This is a genomic window from Streptomyces sp. NPDC005302 (assembly GCF_040607345.1).
GTDB lineage: Bacteria > Actinomycetota > Actinomycetes > Streptomycetales > Streptomycetaceae > Streptomyces.
Map to the genome: position 1 here is coordinate 121,598 of NZ_JBEXGN010000001.1, position 15,847 is coordinate 137,444.

Sequence of the window (15,847 nt, forward strand, 5' to 3'; positions counted from 1 at the left end):
TCCGGGCGGGGCGCGGTCGGGGGCTTCGCGCGGGCCCGGGCGCGGTCAGGGTGTCGGGCCGTCGCCGGAGGTGTTCGGGCCCGCCGGGCCCAGGGTGCCCTGGCCGGTGCGGCGGGGTTCCAGCGGAGGCGCCAGGATCGAGCCGTGGGTGCGGCACTCGGGGCGCCGGCAGTCGGGGGCGGGACGGCGCACCGTCGTGAAGGCGATCACCGCGCCGACCACCAGCACGCCCGCGCACAGTGGCATCGCCCGCCGGAACGCGGCGTCGAAGGCGTCCGCCGAGCGGTACGCGTCCTCCCCCATCCCGGTGAGCACGGGCAGCGCGGCCACGGCGACGAGGCCGGCCGCGCGGGCCGCCGCGTTGTTGATGCCGCTCGCGAGCCCCGCCCGGCCGGTGTCCACCGAGGCCAGCACGGTCGCGGTCAGCGGCGCGACCAGGGTGACCAGGCCGACGCCCATCACCAGCAGCGCGGGCAGCACGTCCGTGGGATACGAGGCGTCCTCGCCGACCCGCAGCATCAGCAGCATGGCCGTCGCGCACAGCAGGGGGCCGACGGTGAGCGGGATGCGCGGTCCGATGCGCTGGGCCAGCTCACCGGAGCGGGCGGAGAACAGCAGCGTCAGAACGGTGATCGGCAGCAGGGCGGTGCCGGCCTGCAGCGCGGAGTAGCCCGCCACCACCTGGAGCTGGAGCGCGGTCAGGAAGAAGAAGCCGCCGAAGGCCGCGTAGACGCACAGCGTCACCAGGTTCACCGCCGTGAACTGGCGCGAGGAGAAGATGTCCGGCGGCATCATCGGATCGGGCCGCCGCCGCTCGACCCGCACGAACGCCACGCCCGCCACGACACCCGCGACCGCCGTCACCGGCACGAGCACGGAGCCGCTCCGGGCCTCGATCAGGGCGTACGTCACCAGGGCGAGCGCGGCCGCGCCGAGGACGGCTCCGAGGACGTCGAAGCGGCGGCGCGGCGCGGCGCTCCCGTCGGCCGCCTTCCCCGCGTCGAAGGTGCCGGAGGACTCCGGGACGTGCCGCAGGGCGACGGGCACGCAGACCAGCGCGACGGGGATGTTCAGCAGGAAGACCCAGCGCCAGCCCGGCCCGTCCACCAGCCAGCCGCCGAGGAAGGGCCCGACGGCGGCCCCGACGCCCCCGAAGCCCGACCACAGGCCGACGGCCCGGGCCCGGTCGGCGGGGTGGAAGGAGGCCTGGATGATCGCCAGCGAGCCGGGGGTGAGCAGCGCCCCGCCGACACCCTGGAGCACGCGGGCCGCGATGAGGATGCCGACGTTCGGCGCGAGCCCGCACATCAGCGACGCGGCGGCGAACCACACCACGCCGACGACGAAGACCTTCCGGCGTCCGAACCGGTCGCCGAGCGAGCCGCCGAGCAGGATCAGCCCGGCCAGCGAGAGCATGTAGCCGTTGACGGTCCACTGGAGCGCGGCGAGGCTCGCGTCCAGGTCGCGGCCGATGGCCGGCAGGGCGACGTTGACGACCGTCGAGTCCAGCAGGGCCATGCTGGAGCCGAGCACCGTCGTCAGCAGGACCCACTTCCCCGCCGGGGAGCCGATCCGTAGGGCAGGTCCGACGCCAGGGTCGGGTCCGTCGTCCGATGCGTCCCGCTCGGGCACAGCCATACCCCGGAGCATACGGAAGGGCCCGGCACCGCGCGGGGTACCGGGCCCTTCCGAGGGCGGGCGGGCGCGACCGCGGACGTGCGGCCGCGGACGCGCGAGCAGGTGCGCGACTACTTGAGGCGGGTGCCCGTGGAGCGCAGGGCGGCGCAGGCCTCGGTCACGCGCGCGGCCATGCCGGCCTCGGCGAGCTTGCCCCAGGTACGCGGGTCGTACTTCGACTTGGTGCCGACCTCGCCGTCGACCTTCAGGACAGCGTCGTAGTTGCGGAACATGTGGTCCACGACCGGCCGGGTGAAGGCGTACTGGGTGTCGGTGTCGAGGTTCATCTTCACGACGCCGTTCTCCAGCGCGGTGGCGATCTCCTCGGCGGTGGAGCCGGAGCCGCCGTGGAAGACGAAGTCGAACGGGCTCGACTTGCCGTACTTGGCGCCCACACCCTCCTGGAGGTCCTTGAGGAGCTCGGGGCGCAGGACGACGTTGCCCGGCTTGTACACACCGTGCACGTTGCCGAAGGACGCGGCCAGCAGGTAGCGGCCCTTCTCGCCCAGGCCGAGGGCCTCGGCGGTGCGCAGCGCGTCGTCGACGGTCGTGTACAGCGAGTCGTTGATCTCGTGGCTGACGCCGTCCTCCTCGCCACCGGTCGGGGTGATCTCCACCTCAAGGATGATCTTGGCGGCGGCGGCCTTGGCGAGCAGCTCCTGGCCGATGGCCAGGTTGTCGGCGAGGGTCTCGGCGGAGCCGTCCCACATGTGGGACTGGAACAGCGGGTTCAGGCCCTTGGCGACACGCTCGGCGGAGACCTCGAGGAGCGGACGTACGTAACCGTCCAGCTTGTCCTTGGGGCAGTGGTCCGTGTGCAGCGCGACCGTGATGTCGTACTTCGCGGCGACGATGTGCGCGAACTCGGCGAGCGCGACGGCGCCGGTCACCATGTCCTTCTTGTGCTGGCCGCCCAGGAACTCCGCGCCACCGGTGGACATCTGGATGATGCCGTCGCTCTCCGCCTCCGCGAAGCCGCGCAGCGCAGCGTGCAGGGTCTGGGACGAGGTCACGTTGATGGCCGGGTAGGCGAACTTGCCTGCCTTCGCCCGGTCGAGCATCTCGGCGTAGACCTCGGGGGTTGCGATGGGCATCTGTCCGCTCCTTGTATGTGCGGGTCTGCGTACTGCTGCTGCCGTACGGGACTGGTGCTATGGCCCTGACCTAGGGGGGCGACGTCATCGTCGGCCCCATCTTTCCAGACGGGCCCGCCTGGTCCGCACCCCGTGTCCGGCATACGGGACCCCGCCCGCGGCGGGGTCCCGCGGGGTCGTCGTCAGTCGAGCCCCAACTCGTCCTTGGAGTAGGCGAAGAGGTACGGCACACCGGCGCCCGCCTCGATCTTCTCGGCGGCTCCGGTGGCGCGGTCGACGATCGTGGCGACGCCGACGACCTCGGCACCCGCCTCCCGGACCGCCTGGACCGCTTCGAGCGGGGAGCCGCCGGTGGTCGAGGTGTCCTCGACCACGAGCACGCGCCGGCCCTTGATGTCGGGACCCTCGACGCGGCGCTGGAGGCCGTGCGCCTTCGCGGCCTTGCGGACGACGAACGAGTCGATCTTGCGGCCGCGCGCGGCGGCGGCGTGCAGTACGGCCGTGCCGACCGGGTCGGCGCCCATGGTCAGGCCGCCCACCGCGTCGTAGTCCAGCCCCTCGGTCAGGTCGAGCAGGACCTGACCGACGAGCGGGGCGGCCTCGCCGTCCAGCGTGATGCGGCGCAGGTCCACGTAGTAGTCGGCTTCCAGACCCGAGGAGAGGGTCACCTTGCCGTGCACCACGGCCTTGTCCTTGATCTGCTGCAGCAGCTCGCCGCGTGTGCCTGACGGCGTTCCTGCGTTGACGTCACTCATGCCCGCCAGCTTAGAGGCGCCGCCAGCTCCAGGTCATGGTGGCTTCGAGGGGCTCGATGGGGGTGACCAGGCGCGGGTGGGTGTTGAGACCGTTCGGCGGGCCGGTCTGCGGCTCCACGCACACGGCGGCCTCCTGCTCGTCGTAGACGACGGCCCACTCCTCGCGGCTGGTGACCTTCAGCTCCAGCCGCTCCGGCCAGGTGAGCGTGACGTCGACTCCGTCGGGCATGCCGAAGCAGTCGTCCCAGGGGCCGGGCCGCGGGTCGAGGCGGCGGCCGGTGGGCAGGTGGTCGTCACCGCGCTCCTCCTGCCACGCGGGCAGGAAGTCGACCCGCACGTCGGCGCCGCCGTCGCCCAGGTTCCGGTGGAACCAGGGGTGCCAGCCGATCTGGGCGGGGAACGAATCCCCGTACGTCTCCACGGACATGGTGACCGTCAGCGCGTCCCCGGTGAGGGCGAGCGCCTGGGTGACCCGGCCGGGGTGCGGCCAGGGCTCCACCAGGTCGTACGTGATCACGGCCTCGTCGGCGGTGACGCGGGCTGTGCTCCAGGCGCCGTCGCGGGCGGTGCCGTGGATGGCGTGCGGCGGGGAGTTCAGCGGCATCTGCCGGACGGTCGCGCCGTCGAGGAACCGGCCGTCCCGGATGCGCCCGCACCAGGGGACCATCGGGAAGCACCCGAACTTCGCGCCCTGCCGCAGCAGTTCGACGCCGTCGACCCGCAGACTGCCGATCCGTCCGCCGTTGCCCGGCGTCACGGTCACCTCCGCGTCACCCGCGGTCAGCGTGATGTCTTCGTCGCTCACACGCCGACCCTACTGGCCGACCCCCACCCCTCGCTGTCCCACCCTCGGAGGCGCCGACCGACACACGAGCGCCACGCCACGACGGGACGCCGGCATGGACCCGAGCTCACCACACGCACCCTGACCGCCCCACCCACAGAAGCGCCGGCCGACACACGGGTATCGCGCCAAGACGGGACGCCGGCGGGGACCCGGGCTCACCGCACACGCCCCTGACCGTCCCACCCACAGAAGCGGCGGCCGACACACGGGTGTCGCGACCACGACGGGCGTCGGCCGGCGCCCACGATCCCCGCACGCAGTCAGCCGCCCGACCGCCATCCGTCAGCGAGGCCGCTGCCGTCACCGAGGCCGTCCGGCACCGCGCCGGCGGCCTACCCGGCGGTCGGCGCTCACGGTCACGGACACGACCGTCATCCGCCGCCAGGCGGCGACCCGCCCCGCCCGCCCGCCGCGCACCGGCGTTCTGCGCGAGGGTCGGCGAAGGCTCCCGTCGTCTAGCGGCGCTTGCGCAGGGCGCGGGTCACGGCGATCGCCGAGGCCACGGCGATGGCCGCGGCGGGGGCCGCCCAGCGGAGGGTGGCGCGGGCGGCGGTCGCCTCCGGGGGCGGCACGGGGGCGTAGCGGCCGCGCGGCGGGGCGTGGTCCACCTCCTCCGCGCTGCGTCCGATCATCGTCCGCCGCGCATGGGCCGCCTCGGCCATCGCGTCGTCGGCCCCCGGTGCCCCGTCCTCCACGACGAAGGCCTCTCCCCCGAAGTCGTCGTCCTCGGCCGACGGGTCGAGGGACGAGGGCGGTACGTCGGTCTCGAAGAGGCCGGACGCCTCGGCACCGGGCACCGGTTCGGTGCCCTCGCCGGAGTCCTCCCCTTCGGTTCTCTCCGCGGAGTCCGCCGCCTCGGTCCCGGCGCGGGGGCCGCTCTCGGGCCCCGCTTCCGCATCGGCCTCGGACTCGGTGTCGGAGGCGGGCCGGGGTCCGCTCGGCACGGAGTCCTCCGGGTCGCTCCCGGGCACGGGTCCACCGGCGGCGGCGTGCGGCCCGGTCCCGGTGTGGGGCCGGGCCTCGGACTCCCCGTTCTCCGGCGCGAGGCCCGTCGTCAGGGACTCCGTGAAGCGGGTCAGCAGGCGGCGGGCCGCCGCGGTGACCGAGTCCCGCGGGAGTTCGGTGACGCGGCCGTCGGCGGACGCCGTGCCGCCGTAGGTGAGCGTCGTACCGCCCTCGGACGCCGTCAGTCGCAGGGTGAGCGCCAGTTTCACCACGCCCCTGCCGCGCACCTCCGTGCCGTCGGCCTCGACGGCGTAGGACCCGTCGGCCTGGGCGGTGACCCGAAGGGCTCCGCGGTAGGTGATCGTGTGACCGGCGACGCGGACCTTCAGCCGCCCTGCGGCCCGTACGGGCAGCGGCTGCGGGGCCGCCGCCGCATCCTGCCCGGCGTCGGCGCCGGCCGACGCGTCCTGCTGGAGCCCCGGCACGGCGCGGGCGACCCGGACGGGGTCGGCCAGCGCCTCCCTGAGCGGTCCGACGGGAAACGGAACGAACACCTCATGCTCCATGTCAGCCGAGCCTACCCAGCACGCCCCGGACCGCACCCGGGTATCACGGGATTCCCGCTCCTCCTGCTCAGTCGGAGTACCGCGGGTGCACCAGCGTGGAGGGCGCGAGGGGCCGGTGCGGCCGGCAGCGGTCCGCCGCCCGGGCGTCGGCGGCCAGAGTCGCCCGGGTGAGCGTGCGCAGCCGCGGGCCGGAGGCGGGCAGCCACAGCGGCGCGGGCGAGCGGGCGGCCAGCACGAAGCCCCAGTCCCCCGGGGCGCCCGCGGAGCCGCCCGCGGTGCGGTCGGGTCCCGCGGCGAACCCGGAGTCCCGACCGCGGACCCGGTAGGGCGTGGTGCGCAGGCCCGCCGCGCGGAGCGTCGCGTCGACCGTCCAGAACACCCTCTGCCGCCCGTCGAGGGGCCCGGCGTGCACGACGAGCCGCCCTCCGGGGGCGAGGACCCGACGGGCGAGGCCGTAGAACTCCTGCGAGTACAGCTTGGTGCTCGCGGTGATGCCCGGGTCGGGGAGGTCCGAGACGACCACGTCGTACGTCGACGGCGCCCCGCGCAGCCAGGTGAAGGCGTCCGCCGTCACCTCGTGCACACGGGGGTCGTCGTACGCGTGGTGGTTGAGGGCGGTGAGCGCGGCATCGTGGCGGGCGAGCCGGACGACGTCCGCGTCGATCTCCACGACGTCGACCCGGCGCACCCCGGGGTGCCGCAGCGCCTCGCGGACGGCGAGCCCGTCGCCGCCGCCGAGGATGAGCACGCGCGCGTGCGGTCCGTTCATCGCGGGGTGCACGAGTGCCTCGTGATAGCGGCGCTCGTCGCGGCCGCTGAACCGCAGGCGGCCGTCGAGGAAGAGGTGGAGCGGGTGGCCGCGGGTGCCGCCCGCGAGGACGACCTCCTGGACTCCGCCGCGCAGCGCCACGCGGACGTCGCCTCCGTACACGGCGTGCCGCGCGGCACGCTCGAAGTCGTCGACCAGGACCGCGGCGGAGGCGAGTAGCCCGAGGACGACGACGTTGGCGACGAGCAGGGTCCAGCGCGCCCGGCGGCTCAGGTCCTTCCGGAACAGGCCGAGGACGAGGGCACCGCCCGCGACGGCGTTGACCGTGCCGGTGAGCAGCGCGCCGGTGAGCTGGCCGAGCAGGGGGAGCAGCAGGAAGGGGAAGGCGAGGCCGCCGACGAGGGCGCCCACGTAGTCTGCGGCGAACAGGTCGGCGACCGCGCCACCCGGGTCCTGGCGGCGGATGCGCTGTATCAGCTCCATGAGGAGAGGGACCTCGGCGCCGATGAGCAGGCCGATGGCCAGCGAGAAGGCGACCAGCAGCCAGCGGGATCCGTCCGCCCACAGGCCACCCCAGCCGCCGGTCCAGGCGAACACCGCGTACAGGGCCATGGCGCTGCATCCGCCGACCAGCGCGAGGGCTGCCTCGACCGCGCCGAAGCCGGCCGCGGCGCGCGGGCGCAGCCGTTTCGCGGCGAGGGAGCCGACCCCCATGGCGAAGACCATGACGGACAGCACCACGGAGGCCTGGGTGACGGAGTCGCCGATCAAGTAGGAGGCGAGGGCGACGAGTTCGAGTTCGTACACCAGTCCGCACGCCGCGCAGACGAACACGCCGGCCAGGACGAGGAAGCGGCCGACGCCCGGGCGCACGGGCAGCCGCGCCTGGCCCTGGACGTCCCAGGACGGCGGCGCGCCGGGTGGGGCGGGCGCGTGCGGGTCGATCACGCTGCGAACGCTACGTCACGGCACCACCGCGCTTCGTCACCCACACGTGTGGAAAGCGTTGCGCTTCATGGCACACGGGGCCGACGCGGGCATCTTCCCCCCGGACCCGGCACCCATGCGCCGCCCGGGGCCCGCTTCCTCAGACCCCGGACGCGCTGAGCGCGTCCGCGCGCACGCCGACCCGTGTACGCGTCGCGACCAACTGCCCGTCCTGCGGGTACGCGTGCCACGTACGCCAATGGACCTGGCCGTCGTGGCGCTGGGCGAGCATGGCGGTGAAGGCGTGCGGGCTGCCGGGGAAGACGCCGGCGAGACCCTGGGGGTGGTCCGCGACCAGCGCGAGCAACTCCTGGGCGCGGCCCGCGAAGGAGCCGGGTGACAGGACCTCGACGCGGGCGGCGAACTCGTACTCCCAGTCGCCGAACTGCTTGGCGACGCCGAGGGGCAGGGGTGTGCTGCTGCCGGGGAGGCAGGCGACGGTCTCCGAACAGCTGCCCCGCTCCTCTTCCAGGAGCACCTGGTGGGACGCGCCGAGCAGTCTCAACTGCAGGTTCGCCCCGTTCAGTTCGAGATCGAGGGTGGCGAGGGCCGGCAGCGGTTCGCGGCCCAGTGTCCAGGCGAGATCGGCCGCGCGCGTGTCGGTGTACGAGGTGTTCAGGGTCGTGAGCATGGGTCGGCTCCGCTAGCACGCAAAGGTGAGGTGGGGGTTCCGGCGCAGCCGGTCGGCACCGGGGGAACGGCCCGGTGCGCCCGGCCGGAAGGACATCCGAAGGACGGTTCCGATAGGACCATCCGATGGACTCCGAGGCCTGTCGGCCCAGGGCCGCTTAGGTGATCTACCAGGGCTGCTTCGGTGATTTAGAGGGAATCATGAACGATGGCGCCGCCACAGCGTTTTTACCCAACTTCGTAGGGTTTCCATCCCCCCGAGGGCTGCACAGCTCAACTGTTCAACTACGGCGTACGCCCGGGGGTATGGAAGTGCCCGTCGGCAGACCTCTGCCGGCGGGCATTTCCGTGCGCCGGATGCGCATTCCCCGCGATGAGCTCAGCTGCCCCGTGTCAGCTGCCTCCGCCACATCCGCCGCCGCCACCGCACGAGGACCCGCCTCCGCAGGACGAGCCTCCGCACGACGAGTGACCCCCGCAGGAGTGACCCCCGTGGCCTCCGTGGTGACCACCGGACGAACCGCCCGACGAGCAGGACGCGGCACTGCCGCCCGCCGCGGCCCCGCCGCCGGCCCCGCCGCCGGCCCACCAGCTGCTGTCGCTGCTCCCCGAGCCGCCTCCCGACCGGCCCCCGGACCGGCGCTTGCGCTTGCTGCCCCCGCTCACGGCCTTCACGAACACGACGAGCAGGACGACCGCCAGGATGATGCCGAAGATCATGGCGTCACCCTCCTTTCGTTCCCCCGAAGCGGCCCCCCGTGGGCCGTGCTTCTCGATTCCGGTCTTGCGTGACAGGGGGATGCCCTCACGCGTCACGGCCCAAAGCAGAGTTGAGGAACTCCAGAGCTTGGGCGGAGGATGGCCGCCATGACCTCCAGCGCGCGACCCCTGTTGAACCGCCGGCTCGCCGAGTTCAAAACGACGATCTTCGCCGAGATGTCCGCCCTCGCGACGAGCACCGGAGCCATCAACCTCGGCCAGGGATTCCCCGACACGGACGGTCCCGAGGAGATCCGGGAGGCGGCCGTCCGCGCGCTGCGGGACGGCCGCGGCAACCAGTACCCGCCGGGGCCGGGCGTCCCCGAACTGCGCGCCGCCGTCGCCGCGCACCAGGAGCGCCGCTACGGCCTGTCCTACGACCCCGACACCGAGGTGCTGGTCACGGCGGGTGCCACCGAGGCCATCGCCGCCGCCCTGCTCGCGCTGCTGGAACCGGGCGACGAGGTGATCGCCCTGGAGCCGTACTACGACTCGTACGCGGCGTCCATCGCCATGGCGGGCGGCACGCGCGTGCCCGTGACGCTGCGCCCCGACGACGCGGCGCCGCCCGCCGGCACTCCGGACGGCGCCGCGCACCGCCGGTTCCGCCTCGACCTCGACGAGCTGCGCGACGCGGTCACCGACCGGACCCGGCTGCTGCTGCTCAACACCCCGCACAACCCGACGGGCACCGTCCTGACCCGGGCGGAGCTGACGGAGATCGCCCGGCTCGCCGTCGAGCGGGACCTGCTCGTGGTGACCGACGAGGTCTACGAACACCTGGTCTTCGACGACGCCGAGCACGTCCCCCTGGCCACCCTGCCCGGCATGCGCGAGCGGACGGTCACCATCGGCAGCGCGGGCAAGACGTTCTCGTTCACGGGCTGGAAGGTGGGCTGGGTGACCGCGCCGCCGGCCCTGGTCGGCGCCGTACGGTCGGCGAAGCAGTTCCTGACGTACGTGGCGTCGGGCCCCTTCCAGTACGCCGTCGCGGAGGCGCTCGCGCTGCCGGACGACTACTTCGACGGGTTCCGCGCGGACATGCTGCGCAAGCGGGACGTGCTGGCGGCGGGGCTCACGGACGCGGGCTTCTCGGTGTTCCGGCCGCAGGGCACGTACTTCATCACGACCGACATCCGGCCGCTCGGCGAGTCGGACGGCTTCGCGTTCTGCCGCGCGCTGCCCGAGCGGGCCGGGGTCGTCGCCATCCCGAACGCGGTCTTCTACGACCACCGGGAGGCGGGCGCGCCCTTCGTGCGGTTCGCGTTCTGCAAGCGGACGGACGTGCTGGAGGAGGCCTCGCAGCGGCTGAAGGCGGCCTGGTAGCCCGGCCCGCACGGAACGAACCCCCTAGCACCGGCGGACGCCTCCGTCCGTGCGGCACGCCGGGAGGCGCGCATCCGTACCCGCACGGGCGCTCCCGGCTCGCGAACACCCCGTAGGGATCGCACAGTTCGGGTGTGACCCACCCGAACACCCTCGCCCGCACCGCCGTTGCGGAACCCGCCGGCCGAGCCGTCGGCCCCTCCCGCGTCGCGCGCGCCGGGTGGTCCCCCATGCTGACCGCGCTCGGACTGTTCGCCGCCGCGCGCGGGACGGGCGTCCTCGTGCTCGCCGCGACCGCGTGGGCCACCGGCAGGCATCCGGCGACGCTGCTCGCGCGGTCCTGGGACTCGCTCTGGTACCTGAGGATCGCGGCGCACGGCTACGGCCGCACCCTGCACTTCCGCCCCGGTGTCGTCTACAGCGACCTGGCGTTCTTCCCGCTGTACCCGGGACTCGTCCGCGCCGTCACCGCGCTGACGCCGCTCAACGCGAGCACCGCGGGCCTGCTGGTCTCCTGGCTCGCGGCGGCGGCCGCCGCGTGCGGGGTCTACGCGGTCGGGGCACGGCTGCGGGGCCGGGCGGTCGGAACCGCGCTGGTGCTGCTGTGGGGGCTGCTGCCGCACTCGGTGGTGCTGTCGATGGCGTACACCGAGCCCCTGCTGACCGCCTTCGCCGCCTGGTCGCTGTACGCGGTGCTCGACGGGCGGTGGGTGTGGGCGGGCTCGCTGGCCGCGCTCGCGGGGCTGACCCGGCCGAACGGCCTCGCGGTGGCCGCGGCGGTCCTCGTCGGGGCGCTGTGCGAGCTCGTGCGCCGCCGCGGCAGGGTTTCCCACAGGCTGTGGACGGGCGCCGCGCTCGCGCCGCTCGGCTGGGCCGGCTACGTGCTGTGGGTCGGCCACCGCAGGGGCGACCTGCTCGGCGGCTACTTCGCGGTGCAGCGGCACTGGGGCTCGCGCTTCGACCTCGGCGCGGGGGCCCTCCACTTCGTCCGGCACCTGCTGCTGCACGGCGGCCGGTTCGTGTTCCCCATGACGATGGTGATCGTCGCGGCGGCCGTGCTGCTGTACGCCCTGCTGATCGCGGAGCGGGTGCCGCTGCCGCTGCTGGTGCACAGCGGGGTCCTGCTGCTGATCGCGCTGGGCGGGTCGGGGTTCTTCGCGTCGAAACCGCGCTTCCTGCTGCCCGCGTTCCCGCTGCTGCTGCCGCTCGCCTCGGCCCTGGTCAGGACGGCGAGAGCCCGCCCCTGGCACGCGACCCTGGTGGTCGGTGCCCTGGCCGGGCTCTCGTTCGCCTACGGCGCGTATCTCGTCGTGGTCGCGCACACCCCGCTCTAGAGCGTGTCCACGGGGGTGCGCGAGGGGTGCGCCGCCGCGAGGAGGAGAACTACTCCTCGTCGTCCTCGGGCTTCTCCGCCTCGTTGATCTCCTGCTCCAGGCCGAGCTGCTCGACGAGCCACTTGTCGAACTCGATGGCGGCGCGGACCCAGCTGACCGTGGAGGACACGAAATGCTCCAGGCTGACGCCGGTGCCGATCAGCATCTGCGCCTCGCCGATCAGGCGGACGGTGCCGTCGTCGTGCGTGTGGCTGTAGACCTTCGGCCACAGGGTGCGGCGGTTCCAGTCGTCGATCGACTCCAGGAGCGCGGGCTTCTCCTCGAGCTGGTGCGGCCGGTCGTAGAACGTCCGCACCGAGAAGACCTGCTGGTCACCCTCGCCGCGGAACATGAAGTACGTACGGAACTCCTCCCACGGCGCCGCGAGGTCACCCTCGTCGTCGACGACGTACTTCAGCTCCATCTGCTCCAGAAGCTGCTTCACGAGGTCCTGATCCGGGACCACGGGGCCCGCGGGGCCGCCGGGCTGCGGCTCGGGCTGGCCCCCGAAGTTCGGAATCGAGGACGGGTCGATGCTCACCGTGTATTTCCCTTCGTACGGATCCTGCCATCCTCCCCCATGCGGGGCGGGGGGTGGCAACCCCTGGCCGGGCCTGTCCGCCGGGGGCTGACAAGATCCGGTCACCTGGGGGCATCGGGCCAGGTGAGGATGGGCCTCGGGGGTATGCGGGGCGTCGCGAGGAGACGCCGGGATGAACATGCACATGTCGGTCCCCGAGCGCGGCGGACCCGGGCCGCCGAGGGTCGGGCCGGTTCCGGACACGCCGGGGGCCCGCGGCGACGGAGCCGCGGGCCCTGGCCGGAACGTGTGCTCCGTGCTACAGCGTCTTACCGGTGGCGGGTCCCACGATCAGGCCGTCGCCGAAGGCGTCCACGCGGACGGTGTCGCCGTCCTTGACCTCGCCGGCCAGGATCTCCTTGGCCAGCCGGTCGCCGATGGCGGTCTGGACGAGGCGCCGCAGCGGGCGCGCTCCGTACGCCGGGTCGTTGCCCTCCTCGGCGAGCCAGGCCAGGGCCGCGTCGCTGACCTCCAGGGTGAGCCGGCGCTCGGCGAGCCGCTTGGCCAGCCGGTCGATCTGGAGGCGGGCGATGCGCTCCAGCTCCGCCTGGTCGAGCGCGGAGAAGACCACCAGGTCGTCCAGCCGGTTCAGGAACTCCGGCTTGAACGAGGCCCGGACGACGTCCAGGACCTGCCGCTTCCTGTCCTCCTCGGAGCTGAGCGGATCGGCGAGACTCTGTCCGCCGAGGAACTGGCTGCCCAGGTTCGAGGTGAGGATCAGGATGGTGTTGCGGAAGTCGACCGTCCGTCCCTGACCGTCCGTCAGCCGTCCGTCGTCCAGCACCTGGAGCAGCACGTCGAACACCTCGGGGTGCGCCTTCTCCACCTCGTCGAGCAGGATCACGCTGTACGGGCGGCGGCGCACCGCCTCGGTGAGCTGACCGCCCTCCTCGTACCCCACGTATCCGGGCGGCGCGCCCACCAGCCGGGCCACGCTGTGCTTCTCGCCGTACTCCGACATGTCGATGCGGACCATCGCCCGCTCGTCGTCGAAGAGGAAGTCGGCCAGTGCCTTGGCGAGTTCGGTCTTGCCGACGCCCGTCGGGCCGAGGAACAGGAAGGAACCGGTGGGGCGGTCCGGGTCGGCGATGCCGGCGCGGGTGCGGCGCACGGCGTCGGAGACGGCGCCCACCGCCTCGGTCTGACCGATCAGCCGGCGGCCCAACTCCTCCTCCATGCGCAGGAGTTTCTGGGTCTCGCCCTCCAGGAGGCGTCCGGCGGGGATGCCGGTCCAGGAGCCCACGACGTCGGCGATGTCGTCGGGTCCGACCTCCTCCTTGACCATGGTGTCCCGTCCGGCCTCCTCCTCGGCCTCCGACGCCTCCTCCAAGTCCCTTTCCAGGGTGGGGATCTCGCCGTACAGCAGCTTGGAGGCGGTGTCGAAGTCGCCGTCGCGCTGGGCGCGTTCGGCCTGGCCGCGCAGCTCGTCGAGCTTCTCCTTCAGCTCACCGACGCGGTTGAGGGACTGCTTCTCCTTCTCCCAGCGGGCGGTGAGCCCGCGCAGCTCCTCCTCCTTGTCGGCGAGGTCGCGGCGCAGCTTGTCCAGCCGCTCCCTGCTGGCCGCGTCGCTCTCCTTGCCGATCGCGAGCTCCTCCATCTTCAGCCGGTCGACGACCCGCTGGAGTTCGTCGATCTCGACCGGGGAGGAGTCGATCTCCATGCGCAGCCGCGAGGCGGCCTCGTCGACGAGGTCGATGGCCTTGTCGGGCAGGAAGCGGGAGGTGATGTAGCGGTCGGAGAGGGTCGCGGCGGCCACCAGCGCGCGGTCGGCGATCTGGACCTTGTGGTGGGCCTCGTACCGGCCCTTCAGTCCGCGCAGGATGGCGATGGTGTCCTCGACGGTCGGCTCGACGACCAGCACCTGCTGGAAGCGCCGCTCCAGCGCCGGGTCCTTCTCGATCCGCTCGCGGTACTCGTCGAGGGTGGTGGCGCCGACCATGCGCAGCTCACCGCGGGCGAGCATGGGCTTCAGCATGTTGCCGGCGTCCATGGCGGAGTCGCCGCCCGCGCCGGCCCCGACGACCGTGTGCAGCTCGTCGATGAAGGTGATGACCTGCCCGTCGGAGTCCTTGATCTCCGCGAGCACGGTCTTCAGCCGCTCCTCGAACTCGCCGCGGTACTTCGCGCCGGCGACCATGGCGCCGAGGTCGAGGGAGACGAGGCGCTTGTTCTTGAGCGACTCGGGCACGTCGCCCTTCACGATCCGCTGGGCGAGCCCCTCGACGACGGCGGTCTTGCCGACGCCGGGCTCGCCGATGAGGACCGGGTTGTTCTTGGTGCGGCGGGACAGGACCTGCACCACCCGGCGGATCTCCTGGTCCCGGCCGATGACCGGGTCGAGCTTGCCCTCACGCGCGGCGGCGGTGAAGTCCGTACCGAACTTTTCGAGTGCCTTGTACTGGCCCTCGGGATCCGGTGTCGTCACCCGGCGCCCTCCCCTGGTCTTCTGGAACGCCTCCAGCAGCTTTTTCGCACCGGCGCCCTGCTGGGAGAGTACGTCGCCGCTCTGGCCGCCCTTCGCGGCGATGCCGACGAGCAGGTGCTCGGTGGAGATGAACTCGTCACCCAGCTCCTTGGCGCGCTCGGCGGCGTCGGCGATGACGGCGAGCAGTTCGCGGTTGGGCTGCGGAGGCGCGACGGTGGAACCGGCCACGCTCGGCAGGCCCGCGAGCACGCGCTCGGCGCCGGCCCGCACGGAGGCCTTGTCGGCCTCCACCGCTGTCAGCAGGTCGATGATGTTCTCGTTGTCCTGCCCCTCCAGCAGAGCGAGCAGCAGGTGGGCGGGGGTCAGATCCGGGTGCCCCTCGGACACGGCGCGGCTGCTCGCCGCGTTGATCGCGTCCCGGCTCCTGTTGGTCAGCTCGGCGTCCACGTTCGCGTTCTCCTCCTCCTGGTGTCCCGACCGTTGCCTGACAGGGGCAACGTACACAAACTTGAGTCTATTCCACTCAAGGCTGGAGCGGGGCAGGAACGGAGCAGGGACGGCACGAGCGCACGGAAATGGATACGGATGGAGCGGGGCGTAGATTCAGGCCCCATGGCTTCCCCTCCCGTGGACCCGCGGCAGCCCGACGCCGCCTACCTGCGCTTCTGGCGCGAGCGCCACCTCTGCACCCTGACGACCCTCCGGCGCGACGGCACCCCGCACGTGGTGCCCGTCGGCGTCACCTACGACCCCGACGCCGGACTCGCCCGGATCATCACCGGCGGGGCCACCGCGAAGGCGGCGCACGTGCGGGCGGCGGAGCCGGACGGGGCGCGGGTGGCGGTCTGCCAGGTGGACGGCCGGCGCTGGGCGACGCTGGAGGGGCTGGCCCGGGTGTCCACGGACCCGGAGCGCGTGGCGGACGCCGTGCGGCGCTACACGGAGCGCTACGAGCGGGTGCCGTCCCCGAACCCGGCCCGCGTGGTGATCGAGATCGAGTTGACGAGGGCCCTGGGGCACGGCTGAGGACAGCGCGGCCGGGAAGGCGGCGCACCCCGTCGCCACGGCTGGTTCCGGCCCTTGCGAGGACTGGCGGAAACCCGGAGATTTCCGG

The 15,847-nt window shown here is 73.1% G+C and carries 13 protein-coding genes; 3 read left to right on the forward strand and 10 right to left on the reverse strand.

Going from position 1 to position 15,847, the window contains the following annotated elements; all coding sequences use genetic code 11:
* Nucleotides 1–45 precede the first annotated feature (45 nt).
* The 8 genes from ABZT74_RS00505 to ABZT74_RS00540 form a co-directional block, all read right to left on the reverse strand.
* Nucleotides 46–1,638, reverse strand: coding sequence for an MFS transporter (locus ABZT74_RS00505; protein ID WP_356170698.1), 1,593 nt, complete (start codon nt 1,636–1,638; stop codon nt 46–48).
* 110 nt (nt 1,639–1,748) lie between these two features.
* Nucleotides 1,749–2,771 carry a class II fructose-bisphosphate aldolase gene (fbaA, locus tag ABZT74_RS00510; protein WP_355880236.1) on the reverse strand — a complete coding sequence of 341 codons (1,023 nt, stop codon included), beginning with the start codon at nt 2,769–2,771 and terminating at the stop codon, nt 1,749–1,751.
* Between the two features lie 182 nt (nt 2,772–2,953).
* Nucleotides 2,954–3,526, reverse strand: a complete 573-nt coding sequence (pyrE, locus tag ABZT74_RS00515; RefSeq protein ID WP_355880233.1) for an orotate phosphoribosyltransferase — start codon at nt 3,524–3,526, stop codon at nt 2,954–2,956.
* A gap of 10 nt (nt 3,527–3,536) precedes the next feature.
* Entirely contained in the window at nt 3,537–4,331 is a 795-nt protein-coding gene (locus tag ABZT74_RS00520) for an aldose 1-epimerase (RefSeq protein ID WP_355880230.1), read from the reverse strand.
* Between the two features lie 497 nt (nt 4,332–4,828).
* The gene (locus ABZT74_RS00525; protein ID WP_356432656.1) at nt 4,829–5,884 is read right to left on the reverse strand and encodes a carbon monoxide dehydrogenase; all 1,056 of its coding nucleotides are present in this window, start codon (nt 5,882–5,884) and stop codon (nt 4,829–4,831) included.
* Between the two features lie 67 nt (nt 5,885–5,951).
* Nucleotides 5,952–7,601, reverse strand: coding sequence for a polyamine aminopropyltransferase (locus tag ABZT74_RS00530; protein ID WP_355880224.1), 1,650 nt, complete (start codon nt 7,599–7,601; stop codon nt 5,952–5,954).
* Between the two features lie 139 nt (nt 7,602–7,740).
* A complete protein-coding gene (locus tag ABZT74_RS00535) occupies nt 7,741–8,271 on the reverse strand; it encodes a DUF2617 family protein (RefSeq protein WP_355880221.1) in 531 nt (176 codons plus the stop codon).
* 392 nt (nt 8,272–8,663) lie between these two features.
* Entirely contained in the window at nt 8,664–8,990 is a 327-nt protein-coding gene (locus ABZT74_RS00540) for a hypothetical protein (RefSeq protein ID WP_356432659.1), read from the reverse strand.
* 138 nt (nt 8,991–9,128) lie between these two features.
* Here ABZT74_RS00540 and ABZT74_RS00545 point away from each other — a divergent pair, with 138 nt between their 5' ends.
* Nucleotides 9,129–10,355 carry a pyridoxal phosphate-dependent aminotransferase gene (locus ABZT74_RS00545; RefSeq protein ID WP_356432662.1) on the forward strand — a complete coding sequence of 409 codons (1,227 nt, stop codon included), beginning with the start codon at nt 9,129–9,131 and terminating at the stop codon, nt 10,353–10,355.
* A 134-nt stretch (nt 10,356–10,489) separates the two neighbouring features.
* Nucleotides 10,490–11,689, forward strand: coding sequence for a mannosyltransferase family protein (locus ABZT74_RS00550; protein WP_356432665.1), 1,200 nt, complete (start codon nt 10,490–10,492; stop codon nt 11,687–11,689).
* 49 nt (nt 11,690–11,738) lie between these two features.
* On the opposite strand, the gene ABZT74_RS00555 is transcribed toward ABZT74_RS00550, so the two are convergent.
* A complete protein-coding gene (locus tag ABZT74_RS00555) occupies nt 11,739–12,269 on the reverse strand; it encodes a YbjN domain-containing protein (protein WP_355880211.1) in 531 nt (176 codons plus the stop codon).
* Nucleotides 12,270–12,567: 298 nt separating this feature from the next.
* Nucleotides 12,568–15,180: an ATP-dependent chaperone ClpB gene (gene clpB / locus ABZT74_RS00560; RefSeq protein ID WP_356433019.1), complete on the reverse strand. Its 2,613-nt coding sequence runs from the start codon at nt 15,178–15,180 to the stop codon at nt 12,568–12,570.
* A gap of 165 nt (nt 15,181–15,345) precedes the next feature.
* On the opposite strand from clpB, the gene ABZT74_RS00565 reads away from it, so the two are divergent.
* On the forward strand, nt 15,346–15,759 hold the full coding sequence (locus ABZT74_RS00565; protein WP_356432668.1) for a TIGR03618 family F420-dependent PPOX class oxidoreductase: 414 nt from the start codon (nt 15,346–15,348) through the stop codon (nt 15,757–15,759).
* Nucleotides 15,760–15,847 lie beyond the last annotated feature (88 nt).